This is a genomic window from Acinetobacter sp. P1332, assembly GCF_044057475.1.
Classification (GTDB): Bacteria; Pseudomonadota; Gammaproteobacteria; order Pseudomonadales; family Moraxellaceae; genus Acinetobacter; species Acinetobacter johnsonii.
The window spans coordinates 199,142-216,906 of the sequence record NZ_CP171157.1 but is presented as its reverse complement, the minus strand read 5'-3'; the positions used below and the strand labels follow the sequence as shown (position 1 = coordinate 216,906).

Annotated in this window: 14 protein-coding genes and 1 pseudogene; 6 read left to right on the top strand and 9 right to left on the bottom strand. The window is 37.7% G+C overall.

Annotated features, from left to right (window positions below; all coding sequences use genetic code 11):
• Positions 1-301 precede the first annotated feature (301 nt).
• Both ACFN7Z_RS00905 and ACFN7Z_RS00900 read left to right on the top strand, forming a co-directional pair.
• Positions 302-772, top strand: a complete 471-nt coding sequence (locus ACFN7Z_RS00905) for a TIR domain-containing protein (RefSeq protein ID WP_058951564.1) — start codon at positions 302-304, stop codon at positions 770-772.
• Positions 773-780: 8 nt separating this feature from the next.
• Complete coding sequence (locus tag ACFN7Z_RS00900) at positions 781-1,647, top strand: DUF4231 domain-containing protein (RefSeq protein WP_058952493.1); 867 nt, start codon at positions 781-783, stop codon at positions 1,645-1,647.
• Positions 1,648-1,654: 7 nt separating this feature from the next.
• Here the strand turns inward: ACFN7Z_RS00900 and ACFN7Z_RS00895 are convergent, their stop codons facing one another.
• On the bottom strand, positions 1,655-2,812 hold the full coding sequence (locus ACFN7Z_RS00895) for a hypothetical protein (RefSeq protein WP_395442407.1): 1,158 nt from the start codon (positions 2,810-2,812) through the stop codon (positions 1,655-1,657).
• An 84-nt stretch (positions 2,813-2,896) separates the two neighbouring features.
• Here ACFN7Z_RS00895 and ACFN7Z_RS00890 point away from each other — a divergent pair, with 84 nt between their 5' ends.
• On the top strand, positions 2,897-3,865 hold the full coding sequence (locus tag ACFN7Z_RS00890; RefSeq protein ID WP_005804963.1) for an IS30 family transposase: 969 nt from the start codon (positions 2,897-2,899) through the stop codon (positions 3,863-3,865).
• Here ACFN7Z_RS00890 and ACFN7Z_RS00885 read toward each other — a convergent pair.
• The 6 genes and pseudogenes from ACFN7Z_RS00885 to ACFN7Z_RS00860 all read right to left on the bottom strand — a co-directional run bounded on the left by ACFN7Z_RS00885 (position 3,792) and on the right by ACFN7Z_RS00860 (position 10,040).
• Positions 3,792-5,315 carry an NACHT domain-containing protein gene (locus ACFN7Z_RS00885; protein ID WP_395442405.1) on the bottom strand — a complete coding sequence of 508 codons (1,524 nt, stop codon included), beginning with the start codon at positions 5,313-5,315 and terminating at the stop codon, positions 3,792-3,794. The genes ACFN7Z_RS00890 and ACFN7Z_RS00885 overlap by 74 nt on opposite strands.
• 157 nt (positions 5,316-5,472) lie before the next feature.
• Positions 5,473-6,405, bottom strand: a complete 933-nt coding sequence (locus ACFN7Z_RS00880; RefSeq protein ID WP_131230786.1) for an IS5-like element ISAba12 family transposase — start codon at positions 6,403-6,405, stop codon at positions 5,473-5,475.
• Positions 6,406-6,460: 55 nt separating this feature from the next.
• Positions 6,461-6,649 (bottom strand): annotated as a pseudogene (locus tag ACFN7Z_RS00875) (site-specific integrase); the annotation flags it as partial.
• A gap of 151 nt (positions 6,650-6,800) precedes the next feature.
• A complete protein-coding gene (gene ssb / locus ACFN7Z_RS00870; protein WP_058951561.1) occupies positions 6,801-7,385 on the bottom strand; it encodes a single-stranded DNA-binding protein in 585 nt (194 codons plus the stop codon).
• Between the two features lie 51 nt (positions 7,386-7,436).
• Entirely contained in the window at positions 7,437-8,801 is a 1,365-nt protein-coding gene (locus ACFN7Z_RS00865) for an MFS transporter (RefSeq protein ID WP_004978200.1), read from the bottom strand.
• 159 nt (positions 8,802-8,960) lie between these two features.
• Positions 8,961-10,040 carry a DUF475 domain-containing protein gene (locus ACFN7Z_RS00860; RefSeq protein ID WP_058952492.1) on the bottom strand — a complete coding sequence of 360 codons (1,080 nt, stop codon included), beginning with the start codon at positions 10,038-10,040 and terminating at the stop codon, positions 8,961-8,963.
• 212 nt (positions 10,041-10,252) lie between these two features.
• Between ACFN7Z_RS00860 and tenA the strand changes: the two genes are divergently transcribed.
• From tenA to uvrA, 3 genes are all read left to right on the top strand, one after another.
• A complete protein-coding gene (tenA, locus tag ACFN7Z_RS00855) occupies positions 10,253-10,927 on the top strand; it encodes a thiaminase II (RefSeq protein WP_058951560.1) in 675 nt (224 codons plus the stop codon).
• Positions 10,928-11,088: 161 nt separating this feature from the next.
• Entirely contained in the window at positions 11,089-11,463 is a 375-nt protein-coding gene (locus tag ACFN7Z_RS00850; RefSeq protein WP_058951559.1) for a hypothetical protein, read from the top strand.
• A 320-nt stretch (positions 11,464-11,783) separates the two neighbouring features.
• Positions 11,784-14,615, top strand: a complete 2,832-nt coding sequence (uvrA, locus tag ACFN7Z_RS00845; RefSeq protein WP_058951558.1) for an excinuclease ABC subunit UvrA — start codon at positions 11,784-11,786, stop codon at positions 14,613-14,615.
• A 118-nt stretch (positions 14,616-14,733) separates the two neighbouring features.
• On the opposite strand, the gene ACFN7Z_RS00840 is transcribed toward uvrA, so the two are convergent.
• On the bottom strand, positions 14,734-15,201 hold the full coding sequence (locus ACFN7Z_RS00840) for an HIT family protein (RefSeq protein WP_101598932.1): 468 nt from the start codon (positions 15,199-15,201) through the stop codon (positions 14,734-14,736).
• Positions 15,202-15,311: 110 nt separating this feature from the next.
• The gene (locus ACFN7Z_RS00835; RefSeq protein ID WP_058951557.1) at positions 15,312-17,021 is read right to left on the bottom strand and encodes a GGDEF domain-containing protein; all 1,710 of its coding nucleotides are present in this window, start codon (positions 17,019-17,021) and stop codon (positions 15,312-15,314) included.
• Positions 17,022-17,765 lie beyond the last annotated feature (744 nt).

Here is a 17,765-nt window from a genome sequence, read left to right as displayed (position 1 = left end):
TAAAGTTTAAAAAAATAGCTCCTCTTATTTACAAAATAAAAGGAGCTATTTTACTGTTTAAGAAACTGAATTTAAATGAATTTAAAACAATAAACCTTTAAACAACTTAACAAATTACTTGGGTATATGATCTAGAACGGAAGCGTCCGCTGAGCCCCACTTTTTCTAACTCTTTTATGCACTTAATACAATAATGTTAATTTTTTTGTCGTCTTAATTCACTTTTAAAACTCTTAAACTATTTGTATGAAAATTTTGTTAAGATTTTAATCATTTTCTAATCATCAAGGCTCATAAAATTATGGGGTTACCTCGAACTTTTGTTAGCTTCAGTAGTACTGATATTCATTACTACAGATTAATGCAGGCATGGAAAGCCAATAAGCACATAAATTTTAATTTTACTGATTGCCAATTACATACTGCTATACAATCGGTAAATGAAGCTTATATAAAAAGATTATGCAGAGAACGTATCAATATGGCTGGTACATTAATTGTACTAGTAGGAAAAGATACTTATTTGAAAAATACATTTGTTAAGTGGGAAGTTGAAGTTGCCTTAGAAAAAAACTGCCGAATCATTGCTGTAAATTTAGATGGATCACGCCAATTAAATTTCTCTACTTGTCCAACTTTTTTACAAGATATTGGTGCAGTATTTGTTCCTTTTTCAGCAGAGATCGTAGCCTATGCTCTACAGTATTGGGTTAAGCAGCCAAGTGGAAACTGGTATTACCCAGATTCTATTTATCAACAACTTGGATATTGAGAGTGAGTATGAAAGAGGAAGACTTTCCAGGTTTATTTCTAGCCGCAGATAAAGTAGCGAAAAATTATCAAGATAAATTTAAACTTGTTTTAAAAACAAATTTAATTACTTTAGTAATAGCTGCAATTTTATCCTTCATTCCTATATCACATTGGATAATTCCTTTACTACAATTACTTGTACTATTAACCACTTTATTGTGTTCAATATACTTAGCCACTCAAAAACCGGAAAAAATTTGGTATTCTGGCAGAGCTCTTGCTGAATCAATTAAGACATTAACTTGGAGATATATTAGTAAAGCAGAACCATTTAATAATGAAGATAAAGAATCTAAAAGTGAGTTTATTAAAACTTTAAATCAAGCAGTCCAGCAAAATCGAGAAGTCTGTCAAAACTATTCAAATCATCTTGGTGATGAACAAATCACTAAAAAAATGATCGAAATGCGTTCAAAAGATCTAAAGACAAGACAACAAAATTATCACCTATATAGAATTAAAGACCAGAACGATTGGTATTCAGCAAAAGCAAAATATAATCAAGATAAATCAAATTTTTTCTTCATAATATTGATTATAATGAATAGTATCGCAGTCATATTAGCAGCTACAAAAATAGCTTTTGCTGATATTACACCGTGGCCTACCGATATTTTTATTGCAGCAGCAGCAAGCATTTTAACATGGATACAAGCTAAAAGATTTTCAGAACTGGCTGCTTCATATACTTTAGCTGCACATGAAATTAATATTATCAAGTCTCAAGCATTAGATGAAATGAACGAAGACGAATTTTCTGTATTTGTTGGTGATGCAGAAAATGCCTTTTCTCGCGAACACACTCAATGGGTAGCAAGAAAAGACATATACTAAATACTTACTAAGCTAAGCTTTTTTGCTTTTTTCCTATTATATTTTGTTGTTGAATAGGAAGGCGCAGTAATTGAGAAAGCTGTTGTTTTTCCTTATAGTCAGTTGGAAACATATATATATGTTGTACTATTAGTTCTTTAAGAATTCTAAAGCAAACTGGATTACTTCTTAATTGATCCGCTGTATTAGAAATTTTTGACATATCTAGCTTTTTATTAAAATGTAGATGAATGCACTGGTTTAATAAAATTAAAGCCGGTGTTTCATTTTCTTCTTTAATATTATCATAAACTTCTAAAGCTTCTTTCGATCCGATCGAAGCTGCTATTTTTCTTATTACTGCTTGCATAACATTATATGTTAAATGTGTATAAGCATTTTCAGCATACTTTTCTATTTCTTTATTTGAAAGACTAGGGTTTTCAGCTAATTGTTGTGAAATTAACTGAACTATTTCTTTTTTAGCAATATCAGTAACCTGAATAAAATATTGTAAAAACCTTAACCCTGATTTAATACTTTTTATTGCTAAATCATTTAATGCTCTTCTTTTTAATGAAGCGTGTCTATTTCTGATAATTTGGCCAGAAATTTCCATCCCTTTAAAAGCCTTATTAATATTCGCTAATATATCTTTAGAAACATCTACATAATTTGCTTCAAGTTTATTAATTTCATGATTACCTGATCTTTCAGCTAGATCCAAATTTTCATTATGTTTATCACGCTCACTTTGAACAACTCTTTGTTCAATTATTATTTCAGGAATTTGTTTCATAAACTCATCCATAAATTTAAGCTGGGATTTTTCTAAAGAAGCCTCCTCATTAGAATCAAATAGTGACTGCATTATATTATTTATTTTGTCAAGAACCCATGCATCTTTAGTATGATGTGTTATAAAAATAAGAATGTTTGCAAAGTCTTCACGATGCATATTATCTATTAAGTAATCCACTTTTACTTTAGCTTCTTCATCCTCTGAAAATGATTCAGCAATTTTCTTACCTACAAAAAAATAGAATATATATGGATATTTAAATCCTGTATAAATACCATTTTTCATTAATATTGAATGTCCTACTAATTTCTTAAGAATTATTTCTTTATCTATATTTAGAAATTCTTTTTGATAATAGGCAGAGTAAAACTTGAAGTGCGACATAAACCACCTAATTAATTTAAAGGGTTTATGGAGTATATAAAATTGTCATACCATCATCTTAACTTTGAAGATCGTACTGCATTAATGCTTGAGTCAAGAAAAGAAGGCTTTTCAGCCAGAAAATTTGCTGAACTCATTAAAAGACATCCTAGTACGATCTATCGTGAGCTTAAAAGAAATAGCATCAATGACGTTTATCAAGCTCGATATGCTTCTGATAACACCTTCGCTAGACGTAGACGTGGTCACAGAAAACTCAAAATCGATTCAATCCTCTGGAAATTTATTGTTGAAGCGATCCGTTGTTTATGGTCTCCTCAGCAAATAGCAAAGCGTTTAAAGACATTTCCTGATTTGGATCAAACAATGAATGTAAGCCATACAACGATTTATTCAACGATACGAGCATTACCCAAGGGTGAGTTGAAAAAAGACTTATTATCCTGTCTGCGTCATGAAAATAAAAAGCGAAAAGCTAACGGTGAACCTAAAAAAGATTCTATATTACAGGATATTAAAACTATTCATGAGCGCCCAGCCGAAGTTCAAGAAAGAAAAATACCGGGTCATTGGGAAGCTGATTTAATTAAAGGTAAAGACAATAAAAGTTCGATAGCAACACTTATTGAACGAAATACACGGCTCTGTATCTTGGCAACATTACCTGATGCAAAGGCAGAATCAGTGCGCAAGGCTTTAACTGAAGCTCTGAAATATTTACCTGCAGAACTGCGTAAAACGTTGACCTATGACCGTGGACGCGAGATGTCAGAACATAAAATACTCGAAGAAGATTTAGGCATAGATGTATATTTCTGTGACCCACATTCACCTTGGCAAAAAGGCACATGCGAAAATATGAATGGTTTAATTAGGCAATATTTACCTAAAGGGATTGATTTAAATCAGGCAGATCAGCATTATTTAAATCAAGTTGCCATGTCACTGAATACTCGTCCTAGAAAGGCGTTAGATTGGCTTACACCATTAGAGAAATTTGCTCAGCTTGTTGATTATCATATGGCTTTTGAAACTGTCGCACCTCATGTTTGAATTCGCCATAAGAAAAAAATTCTTCAAGTTCATAAGCATTTAAATCTGATTCTTTAACAAATATTCTCCATGCTAATTCTGTTAATACATTTAAATACTTATCATATTCTCTTTCATTTATTTTTGCATTCTCAAATGACTGGTAAATTAATTGTTGATAACAATGACCATGGGAAGATAGCTCTAAATTTAAGTTTTTATGAGCTTCAAACATTTGAAGCATCATTAATATATATATTGGCTTTGATGGAACAATATTTCTTTTAACAATAGTATTAAGTCGTTCTTTTAAATCATCACATCTTTCATATAAATCTTTTTCTTGAATAGTTTCTTCAATACCTAACGAAACCCATTTTTGAATTAGTTTTTCTCTTTTCTTATGCCCTAAGCCTAATATCTCTGCCTTTGTAAAATTTAAAAGAGGTGGTATATCATTAATCATTAATAAATATGAAATTTGAGATGTATAAATTTTCTTTATAAAAATTTTATTAAATTCACTTAAAAGTATATTGCGATATTTAGGATTTAAACCGATTTGATCAACATTATCTAATAATAAAATTGCTTTATTAGAATTAATATAATCATCAAAACTTAAATTGTTATATTGTTTTTTTAACTGTTTCTTAATTATTTCTTCCGTATTAGATTTTTTAATTTCCGCTGCACTTATATATAAAGGTAAAAAACCCTTAATAAGTTGATCTCTGTAATGATATTTTAGAAGTGATGATTTACCCTGTTGCTCTTCCGCTACAATTAATATTTCATCCCATTTTCTTAATACATCTCCTGAGTCATGATAAAATTTTAATTCACCCCCTATATTTTCATTTTTTATCTCTACATCAGGGGTAATAAAGATTTGATCTAATCCTATTTTTGTAACATTTCTATGGGTTAGAGTTATTTCAGTATCATTTAACCAATTTTCAATATCTGTAGTTATACCGATATTCTCTTCAGAATCTATAATTTTATTAGTTTTCATAATCTCGACTGGCTGAAAAGTAGTAATTACAGTATTAAGACCTTGCACTACATCCAACCAAGCCTCATCTGCATCATCCCATTTAGTAATAGGCTTTGCATCTGTTGGTAATGCTTGAAGCTCTGATAAATCAGAGTTCTTATTCCACATACTAGGTCTAAGAATTACTGGTATAAGTTGTGCTTTACCTTCCTTGTGCATTTTTAATGCGGTTTGTGCTTCTACTTCTATACAATAGTCTGAATCTAGAAAACTAGAACTAATTAAAAAAAGAATAATTGTGGAATTTTGTAAATTTTCTGATATTTCATTTGCCCAATTTGTGCCTGGTACTAATTTTCTATCGTTCCATTCTTCAATCAAACCAGTTCTTACTAAGGGAGATAAATGCTCTGTTAATGCATTCTTATGATCTTCATCTTTATGTGCATAACTAATAAAAATTTTAGCCACTAAACTACCCTCAACCCCATAAAAATATTGTTAAATTTTTCATCTATTCTATAGTATTTTTAGGCTTTGTTGCACAAACCTATCTGTAAAGGGTTTTTCAGCGATAGGCTTTTTGCACAAAGATTTGAAATGCAAAGCGCCCCTAATTGAGCTAAATTTAAGGCGTAACTTGGGTAAGTGGGCGACCTAATTCCGTAAATCTGTTAAGGACTGCTACACGTGCATGGATCTCATTCACTTGGCTATCAAAACTCCTTGCACTGAGTTTATCTCCTAATAATTTGATGCAATGCATCTTAGTTTCAACCAAACTTCGCCGATGATAGCCTGACCATTTTTTCCATAGTGTCCTGCCTAAACGTTTAATTGTTCGAAGTAATTCATTTCGCTCTAGCGAGCTACTCTTTGTATCTTTCCATTGTTTCGCATTTTTTCTAGGTGGAATCACCGCATGCGCTTGCCGATCTGCAATGACCTGACGGCATTGCTTGGTGTCATAAGCTCCATCGGTATAAACAGAGTTAATCTGCTCATCTTGTGGAATCTGATTAAGTAAATCACCAAGCACCTGTGAATCACTGACATTATTGGTTTTAAGCTGAACTGCTCGTATTTGTAGGGTTTTAGCATCTATACCAATATGAAGTTTACGCCATTGGCGACGATATTCAGGTCCATGTTTCTTGCGTTTCCATTCGCCCTCACCTAGAAACTTCATGCCTGTAGAGTCCATGAGTAGATGCAGCCCATCACTACTTTTTTGGTAGCTGATTACAATATCAATATGCTTTTGTCTTCTACAAAGCGTGGTGTAATCTGGAGCTATCCAATTTAATCCGCAAAGTTTAATCAGACTTTGCACAAAGCCAGTGACCTTACGTAAAGACAGACGGAATAAGGATTTAATCATTAAGCAGCATTGGATGGCTGCGTCGGAGTAGGTTTGATTTCGCCCTTGTTTGCCTTTTGATGGCGCATACCATTGCGTAGCAGGATCAAACCAAATGGCAATATTTCCGCGACTCATGAGTGCTCGGTTATATGCGGGCCAATTGGTTGTGCGGTAGATTTTGTGTGCAGGCTTCTTCATTTGAAAATTATATCGCTGAAAAACCCTTTACAGATAGGTTTGTGCAACAAAGCCATTTATGAAAAATATGGTAAAGCAGTTCAATATCTTCAAGTACCGCAACAATTGTGTTAACCGAATGCCCTCTGTTTCTCAAATAAATCATCGTATAAAGATTTGGGTATGTTAGAGGGAGACCATTACTATCAATTAAGACAGCAAATCTTTCCCCACTATTCATGACAAATCTTTTAACTGAAAGCATAAATTTTACAAAAAGTCTAAGTATTAAATATATTAAATCATAATAAAAAAAAGTTTACAGAACTATTTTAGTATCTGTAAACTTTCTCTGTAACCTACTAAATATAAAGATAAATTTTATAAACTTTACAAAAATATATCTCTAGTGTGTCTCAAAACGGAAGATCATCATCCATATCTGCTGGTGCTGCCGCAGGCGCTGACTGAGGAGCCGCCTTGGGTGCAAAACCGCTTGGGTTATTGTTCGCATAACCACTTTGTTGATTGTTGCTATTACCTGCTGCAGGATTGGCGCCATAACCGCCTTGGTTGTTGTTATTGTTATAACCACCACCTTGGTTATTGTTGAAACGTGGTTGTGCATAACCATCATTTCCGCCTTGCATTTGCTCACCTTGCTGACGGTTGTTGTCGAGCATCTGCATTTGCTCACCACGAATTTCTGTAGTGTAGCGTTCTTGACCATTTTGATCTGTCCACTGACGAGTACGCAGTGAACCTTCAATATAAACTTTCGAACCTTTACGTAGGTATTGTTGCGCAATTTCACCTAGACGGTTGTGTAACACAATACGGTGCCATTCGGTTTGCTCTTTACGCTCACCTGTGCTTTTGTCTGTCCAAGAGTCGCTCGTGGCAATTGAAAACTGGGTCAACGAACCACCGTTTGGAAAAGTTTTCGTCTCTGGATCTCGGCCTAATGTGCCCACTAAAATAACTTTATTTACACCGCGCATCTGATGTTTACTTCCTATCTATTTCTATTATTTACTTTATAAGAGTTATGCTTAAATGGCTACCTCTTTCCCCAACAACTGCGTTAAATCTTGTCGCGTAGCATCATCTATTTGCTGCTTATCGACTTTTACATACGCTACTTGCTGATCAGACATCACCACGACCTCTTCAATACCACGAATCGCTAAAAGCTGTGAAGTCCATTCGTCCGTTTGTTTATGTTCAGGTAAACGCAATACCATCGAAGACAAATAACGCGGTTGTGCCAAGCCAAAACTAATCAATAACCAAACAATCGCCAGTCCAGTCAGGATGCTCCAACCCAAAGCAGTATTGTTTAACAGCAACAACTGACCACCTGTGACACCACCAAAGAATGCGCCTAAAAACTGGCTGCTGGCATTTACGCCCATCGCAGTCGCTTTGGACTGAATCGGTGCAGCTTTCGATAACCATGACGGCAGCAACGCTTCCATAACGTTAAAAGCAATAAAGAATAAGCCCAAACCTGTCAGCAAGATATACTTCGACTCAAAGCCAAAAATTAGGATGCCTAAGCCTAAAATAATGCCGCCAATGGCCGTTAAAAAGATGCCTCGCATTTTGCGATATTTTTCAGCCAACACAATACTTGGAAAGGCAAAAAATAGGCTAATCACCAACAGTGGCAAATACACCCAGCCATGCGAATTTAGTGGAATTTTTGCAAAATCGATGAGCTGTGAGGGAACATAAATAAACATTGCCGTCAGCAATAAATGTAAGCTAAACACTGACACATGCAGACGGTTCAGATCCCCCATTTTTAAGACTTGTTTGAGCTGAGCCAAATAACCTTGCTGATAATTACGATGATGGCGGGTGACTTTGGGCACCAAAAATAACATCGAAATGGCCGCCAAACCCATGATGGTGGTCACCCAAAATAATCCTGAAATTCCTACTAAACCGGTAAGCCACGGCCCCAAACTAAAAGCCACAGCAAAAGAAACCCCGATACTCATGCCCATGGTTGCCATGGCTTTCATACGGTTTTCTTCACGGGTCACATCCGCCAGTAGTGCCATCACCACGGCAGACACTGCTCCACCACCCGCAATGGCACGACCAATAATCACCCCATAAATGGTGTCTGACATCGCTGCAATTGCACCACCCAAAGCAAACAGAAGCAGCCCAAAAACCACCAAAGGCTTACGGCTATAACGGTCGGCAATTAAGCTGAAAGGAATCTGTAAAATGGCCTGTGTTAAGCCATAAATCCCCACAGCCAAACCGAGCAACGCAGGCGTTGCATATTCATAGGTCTGCCCTGCCACAGAAAATACAGGGATGATCATGAACAAACCCAACATGCGTAAGGCAAAAATACTGCTTAAGGCAAAAGTTGAACGACGTTCTAAAGCATTCATCATAAACAAGGACAGACTGTATTGAATTAATCTTGGATCAAGATTATAGGCTATTCAATCTGACTAGCGGCATGAATTTTATGTTTAATAAAAGCCTTCCTGATCTGAAAAACAAAAAGCGCAGCCTGAGCTGCGCTTTTCCACGGTTTAAAGCAATCTGCTTTAAGCGGCTTGATGTTTTTTGTATTGAATAGAAGCAATAACAGCCCAAACAATAAAGGCCACACCAATTAAACCCGTGACAACTTCTGGTACATGTAGACCTGTGCCACTTGCCAGCATAATGAATGCTAAAGCACCAATTGCGTAGTGTGCACCATGCTCAAGGAAGACATAGGCATCCAAAGTCCCTTTTTCTACCAAGTAAATCGTCATCGAACGCACGAAAATCGCACCAATCGCGAGACCCAGCATAATAATCACAACATCGGAAGTAATCGCAAATGCACCAATTACGCCATCAAAACTGAACGATGCATCAAGTACTTCTAGGTATAAGAAACCACCAATACCTGCTTTGACCACACCCGTGGTTGCGCCATTGGCATCATGTGTAACTGCATTGCCGTCTTCATCAACTTCAGGTTCACCACCCAACAAATGACTCAAGACTTGTACGCCAATGTAAACCACGATGCCCCAGATTCCCGCCATGGTCACCACGAGACGTTTAGCTTCATCGACATTAGCCGCCATCACCAAAAGTGCAATCAGTGCAAGGAAGACTGACATTGCAGGAACATTAGCCAAGTTCGCCAAACGGCGCTCCAACCAACGGAACCAGTGCGTATCTTTACCTTCATCCAAAAAGAAGTTAAGAAACACTAACAATAAGAACGCGCCACCAAATGCAGCTATTTCAGGGTGGTGATCCATCAGACGTTGTGAGTAGGTTTTTGGATCATTTAAAGCCAATTGAACAACTTCAACGAAGCCCATATCTGCAGTTACCGCCACAATTGCGACAGGGAAGATTAAACGCATACCAAATACAGCGACTAAAATACCCACGGTAAGGAATAACATTTTCCAAAAATGATCCCAACCTCGTAACACAGATGCATTGACAACGGCATTATCAAAAGATAACGAGACCTCCATCACCGCTAAAATTGCAGTGATGGTCAAAGCAGTAAACATGGTCTTTAAGCCCGCTTCTGGTCCATGGGTAAAACCCCAGTACGCAGACAACGCAAGACACACGATCGTAAAAATGATAGAGAAACCAAAATGTTTCATCATGACAGATCGACCTATAAAAAAATTTGGAGATGAACGAAAACTTAAAAAACAGGTTGAGTTTTATGGCCGCAATTATGACGCTTTTTGCGCCTGAAACCAAAACATCTTCGTTAATTTTTACTTATCTCACCGATGTACGGAGATGGATTGTTGTTCCGCGTAAACTGTTGTTATAGTCTTGCCCATATTTTGGCTTCCCTCAGGATCTAATCATGGCCTTTTCCCAAGACGTTTGGCAACGTAATGTCGACTTATATCAAAAAACACTGGCTTTACCTTTTAACCAAGAATTGGCTTCAGGCACACTTAATAAAGAAGCGTTTTGCCATTATGTGATTCAAGATGCGCACTACTTGGTGGCTTATGGTCGTGCTTTAGCGGTGTGTGGTGCCAAAGCGTATGAGGCTGACGACATTATTCAGTTTAGCCAAGGGGCTAAAGAAGCGATTGTGGTGGAACGCAGTTTACATGATGGCTTTATGAAAAATTTTGATATTTCAAAGCAGCAGTTTGAAGAAACACCGCTAACTTTAGCATGTCACCATTACACTTCATTTCTAACGGCAACAGCATGGTCTGAAAGCTACCCTGTAGTGTTAGCAGCACTCTTACCTTGTTTTTGGATTTATGCTGAAGTGGGTAAAGACATTGTGGGTAACTCTATCGCCAACAACCCGTACCAAGCGTGGATTAATACTTACGCGGGGGAAGAATTCAACCAAGCGGTACGTAATGTAATTGCAACCATCGATAAAGTGGCTGCACGTTGCGATGCGGATACCATTGAGAAAATGCATAAAGCCTACCGTAAAGGGGCTGAACTGGAATGGTTGTTCTGGGACAGCGCTTATAAACAGCAGCAATGGCTCGGTTTAGACCACGCTTAAAAGCGAAAATGATCCAAAAAGCCCTGAACCCTTCAGGGCTTTTTATTGACCGAATATCGTATTTTTTCAGAAGGCGCGATTGCTATTTTAAGCATTTAAAACTAAACTTCAATAATGATAATAATTATCATTTGCATAATTAACTTTCGAGGGCCGTTCTCATGCATCCTGATACTCTAGGTACTGAAGCCATTCGTGCATTTTTTACCGTACAATGTTGCTGGCTGAATAACGAAGAAATTTACCTTGAAAAAGGCTGTTTACACTGCGGTTCTGCCGCGACCTATCTCATTTATTATACCAATCCACATATTCAAAAATTGATGTTGGCGTTTATTAAAAAATATCATTGCGTTTTGAGTCGAGAACAAGACTTACTCGACCTACCAGACTTTGAAGATGACTACGACGCCTTCTTACAAACTCTTGAGCACGAAGTCAATTTCTATGTCCGTCTCCATCATGACATTATCCGTCCCTTTGCTTTTGAGACGGTCGATTCAATCTTTGAACGTCCTTATGCGCTAGCATGTTAAATACTGCAACCATAACAATGCTCTATCCCTGAAGGCGTACGGCAAACCAAAAATAACACAGTCATGATTCAACTTTTGCTTTGCGCCGAATGGGTGATCCACTCTTTTTTAGGGAACTTATAAATACCTTCCTGTTTTCAGTCACAGCCAATATCGATAGCTTGAGACTTGTTTCAACACTGAAATCTAGCTACAGTCTAGCAGCATCAATTTTCTTTTGGCCGACATGATTTTTCGCTATAAAATCATGTTTAACACTTGAATAAAGCATAAGTCGTTATCATATACCTCCTTCATCTGCACAATTTCGAGATAGTTTTATGAGCCAAAGTCATATCCGTATTCGAGGCGCACGTACCCATAACTTAAAAAATGTGAACCTTGATATTCCCCGCGACAAATTCGTGGTGATCACGGGACTTTCTGGTTCAGGTAAGTCATCGCTTGCATTTGATACGCTGTACGCCGAAGGCCAGCGTCGTTATGTCGAATCGCTTTCGGCCTATGCGCGCCAGTTCTTGTCACAAATGGAAAAACCTGAAGTTGACTCAATTGAAGGTTTAAGCCCTGCCATTGCGATTGAACAGAAGTCAACCAGCCATAACCCACGTTCTACGGTGGGAACCATTACCGAAATTTATGACTATTTACGTCTACTCTACGCACGTGTCGGCACGCCATTTTGCCCAGAGCATGATTTGCCGATGGTGGCACAGACCGTATCGGAAATGGTCGATGCCGTAAAAGGATTGGATGAAGGGACAGCACTGATGCTGCTTGCACCAGTGGTGCGTGAGCGTAAAGGCGAATATTCCAACTTGTTTGAACAATTACAAAGTCAAGGTTTTGTCCGAGCGCGCGTCGATGGTGAAATTGTTGATCTCGACCCAATTCCAGAACTCGATAAAAAGAAAAAACACACCATTGAAGTGGTGGTGGATCGTTTTAAAGTTCGTGATGACCTCGGCAACCGGATTGCAGAATCTTTTGAAACGGCACTGCGCTTAGGTGGTGATATTGCTGTTTTGTCTTGGATGAACGGTGAACACCCAGATCGGGTCTTTTCGGCTAAACACTCGTGTCCTGAATGTGACCGTGCTGTCGCAGAATTAGAACCTCGTCTATTCTCATTCAACAATCCCTTTGGTGCCTGCCCAACCTGTGATGGTTTAGGGACCCGTAGCCATTTTAGTGCTGAAAAACTCATTCCAAGTCCTGATGTATCGATTAGCCAAGGTGCTATTCGTGGTTGGGATCGTCAACGTCCGTATTATTACAGCATGATTGAAAAAGTGGCAGCGCATTTTGGTTTTTCTTTGGATACACCTTGGAATGAATTGGATGCGGATACCAAAAAGAAATTTTTATACGGTACAGGCAAAGAAAAAGTTGATTTAAGTTATATCGACGAACGTGGTCGTAAGCATAATCGTGTGCAACCTTTTGAAGGAATTTTGCCACATTTAGAACGTCGCTATCGTGAAACTGAGAGTAACTATGTTCGTGATGATTTAGCACAGTACCTGTCTAATGCGGCATGTGATGCCTGCGGCGGATCACGTCTAAATGAAATTTCACGTCATGTTCGAGTAAAAGACAAAACCATTGCCCAAATTACCAAAATGTCGATTGGTGATGCGGAAAGTTATTATCAAGATTTAAATCTTGATGGTGCAAAAGGTGAAATTGCCGATAAAATCTTTAAAGAAATTCGTGAGCGCCTGCACTTTCTAGTCTCTGTGGGTTTGAATTATTTAAGTCTATCTCGTTCAGCAGAAACATTGTCTGGTGGTGAAGCGCAACGTATTCGTTTGGCTTCGCAAATCGGTGCAGGTTTGATGGGTGTGATGTATGTCCTCGATGAACCATCGATTGGTCTGCATCAACGTGATAATGATCGCCTATTGGAAACCTTAGTCCGCTTACGTGATTTGGGGAATACCGTTTTAGTCGTTGAGCATGATGAAGATGCGATTCGTGCAGCGGATCATATTATCGATATTGGTCCTGGCGCTGGTATTCATGGCGGTCATGTGATTGCTGAAGGGACTTATGATGAAATCCTTGCGAATAGTGAATCACTTACAGGTCAATATTTATCAGGCAAACTGAAAATTGAAGTACCGAAAAAACGTACTGAACCACCAAAGCCTGAAGAACAAATTAAATTGATGGGTGCTGCGGGTCATAACCTACAGAATGTGGATTTAACCATTCCTTTGGGTGTGATGACCTGTGTGACTGGTGTATCTGGTTCAGGTAAATCAACGTTGATTAATCGTACTTTATTGCCTTTAGCAGCAACACAGCTTAATGGTGCAACCACTTTAACGGCTGAAAAATTTGATTCAATTGATGGTCTGCAATTCCTTGATAAAGTTGTTGATATTGACCAAAGCCCGATTGGCCGTACACCTCGTTCTAACCCTGCAACGTATACGGGTTTGTTTACCCCAATTCGTGAATTGTTTGCGCAAACACCTGAAGCCAAAGCACGTGGTTATGCTGCGGGACGTTTCTCGTTTAACGTGAAAGGTGGTCGTTGTGAAGCCTGTGAAGGTGATGGCATGATCAAAGTGGCTATGCACTTTTTACCTGATATGTATGTGCCTTGTGATAATTGTCATGGTGAACGTTATAACCGTGAAACGTTAGAAGTGGGTTATAAAGGTAAGAATATTTCCGATGTACTGAATATGACAGTTGAAGATGCAATGCATTTCTTTGATGCGATTCCTGTGATTCATCGTCGTTTAGAAACACTGAATCAAGTGGGCTTGGGCTATATTCGTTTAGGTCAGTCAGCAACGACTCTATCAGGTGGTGAAGCGCAACGTGTGAAATTAGCACGTGAATTGGCAAAACGTGATACAGGTAAAACGTTATATATCTTGGATGAACCCACTACAGGTCTACATTTCCATGACATTGCTAAACTGTTAGATATCCTTCATGAGCTACGCAATAAGGGCAATACTATTGTGGTGATTGAGCATAATTTGGATGTGATCAAAACTGCTGACTGGTTGATTGATTTGGGCCCTGAAGGTGGTGCAGGTGGTGGGATGATTATTGCGGAAGGAACGCCTGAACACGTGGCGAAGAATAAAGTTTCGCATACTGCGAAGTTTTTGAAGCCGATGTTGAAGTAGTAAATCCTCCCCACCCCCCCTTTTAAAAAGGAGGGAGTTCCCATTACTAATCAAATGGTGTTCCCCTCTTTATCAAAGAGGGGTTAGGGGGGATTACCATACCAACAGTTTACTTATATTACTCAAATGCTCGAATCTTCTCCGCCAATTTCGCCAACTCGTCATCATTTGCTCGCTGAAAATCATGTGATGAAATATAGCCTTCGTACTGCTCAAAGTATTTATCAACATTAGAATTTACAGCTTTCCAGTTTTCATGCACTTGCATAGTTCCATGCATAGGGAACAATTTTGCATGTATATGATCGACACCAAAACCTTCAAATACCATTGCGGTACGTCCAACGTCTTCAAAGAATCCATCTAACTTTTTCGCAATTTTCTTGGTATAGAGTATTAACCCAGTTAAAACATCATCATCTAAATCAAAAGCATAACTTGCATAATGCTTTTTCGGGATCACAACCGTTGCGCCTAATGTATTTGGAAAGATAGTCAAAAAAGCCATATAGTCATCATTGCTATCAATGACGTGGCAAGGTATTTTATTTTGAATCATCTGACAAAAAATACAGCCTTCGCTCACGTTTAGCTCCTTCTATTATTATCAAATTTAATTTAAACACAGACTTCTATTGAGTTATATCACCCTGGTTTTTTTGATATTTCCAGTAGCTAAGAATTTCACAAATAAACTCAACTCGCCACCTTATTTTTACCCTGCTCTTTGGCTTGAAACAAAGCACGATCGGCTTTTTCTAACAGTGCCATCCAACTGGTCGCACCAATTGCGACCCCAATACTAATACTAACTTTTAAATCAGGGCAACGTACATTATCAAGTGGCTTCGCTTCATAAATCTCAGAACGAATCTTTTCCGCAATTTTTAAAGCGCGCTCCATTCCAACATTTTCAATCAGCACAATAAATTCGTCACCACCGTAACGTACCAATAAATCAGATGTCCGAATATTTTCTTTTAATTTTTCAGCCACAAACTGAATCACCTGATCCCCCATCAGATGTCCATACACATCGTTGACCTGTTTAAAATGATCGATGTCGATCACCATTAAACAAGTCTCAGAAAACTGGGTCGGCTGATTTTCCAAAAGTTTAATGTATTCATTCAACGCATAACGGTTTGCAACCCCTGTTAATGAATCCAAATGTGCAATATTTTTGAGTCGAAACTCCAACGCATCTCGCTGCTGAAGCGTCTGTTTTAACTGCTGAATTGCTGTAAATAAAGAATACACATTGGCGGGTTGATCTTTGGTATCCATCGGGTTGGGGCGAAGACTGGAATGAGATAAATCAAACAGAATTTCACGCGCTTGAATAAGTGGACCAAACACTCTCTTACGCGCGTAGATCATGGTAAACAGTGCCGCAAAAATTGAAATCAGTGAAATACCCACCGTTGTGAGCAAAATATTTTGTGCTTTATTCTTTTCAATGATGGCTTTTTCAACGCTATATTTGAGTAAATAATTTTGCAATTCCACCACGGTCGAAAATTTATCAACGATTGCTTCAGTTAACTGTGTCCCCGTTAAATAGTACGGTCGATGGTAAATACTTTCATTCATCAAGCGTTCAACAATCAATAGCCCTTTGGCTAAAAACTCGTTATAAACCGCTTGATGCAGCACCTTAAATTCTTCGGTTTTATCACGCTCAGGCTGTAAGGTATCAATGAGTTCCCACAAATACATCACTTGCTTCCGAGTCTGTAAAGAACGCGCTAAATTGGTTTCAGGAATCGGTTGTTTAAAAGCTACATGCGCCATCACATTGGATGCAGCACGACCAGCCTGATCGCGTAAGTCCGCTAATAATAAAATTTGGACATAGAAGTTTGAAACAGCGGTGTCTTTGCCTTCAGATACAGCGATTACGTCTTTTAAAACATCATGACTAAGATCCCAAGCACTAAACATTTTTAGGATGGCTTGATCCATGGTCTCGGCATTACGTTGCTCACGTGGTAGAGCTGCATAAGCATCTACCTGTTGTCTGCCTTGTGTTAAAGCTTCATCTAAACGGTCAACTAAACTTAAATCTAAATTTGGGAGGTTCGAGTGCTTTAAAACTTCTAAAGTCTTTTTCATCTGCTCATCCACCGTGAGCCGATATAGTTTTAACTCAAGCACGTGTTTGGCAAAGGCTTGTTGATTACTCGACATGAGTTTATTGGCGGGCGCACGCTCTCGTGAAATCTTATTGGCCAAGTCTGCAACAGCCTGTAAGGCTTGTATTTCAATTAAAGCTTGGTTGGTTTTGTTGTAATCACGATAACTTTTAACTATCAACGGAATGGATAAGCTGCACAATGACAAAATAATAATGCTCATTGCAATATACAGCTTTTGACTCAAATACTCAGAGCGTATTTCTCGCATACTTCAACCACGCCCTCATTCCCAAATAAAAGAAAGCTAAATTAACTGTTTATTATACGAACAGTATATCGTGTATTTAAGTGATTAATTCTTTGTTTTGCATCGTTTTAAGATTTCATCATCCCCAAATGATCACAGCTAAACTTTCACTCACCTATGAAAGCTAAGTCAATCCATCCTTAATAATATTCATGTTTAGTGTGAATTTCATTCAATATTTTTAATTCCCATTTTTTAAAGTTCCTATATTTACACATGCAACATTTAAGTGCATAATGCACAGTATTGGGGCAAATTAGAGTATATCCTCAGCAAATATTCTAATTTTCCCACAAATTTTGGCGGGAAAAACCAACTTCTCTTAGAGGTTGGTTTTTTTTTGCTCGAATAAAAGTTTTCAATGAAAAATACAGCCCTACATTTGCACCATTATTGTGCATTAAATTCCAATAAATTTTTATTAGAAAAAAGAAGATCTCGAAAATTTAAATAAAAAAAAGCCCAACCTTGGGGAAAGTTGGGCAGATAAACAAAAACTGTTTGAGGAGAATTAGCTTCTCACAAAACAACAATATTGTTAAATGATTCGCTAAAATCATTATGAAATAAATCTGTTCACTTGTAAAGCCACTAAAGCACTATGGATTAACACAACGCCATAATTAGCGTGAAAATTATCACAAATACTCAGAGGATATGTACATTATGCAAGCAAAAAACGAGCTTTTTGCGCTAATTTTAGGC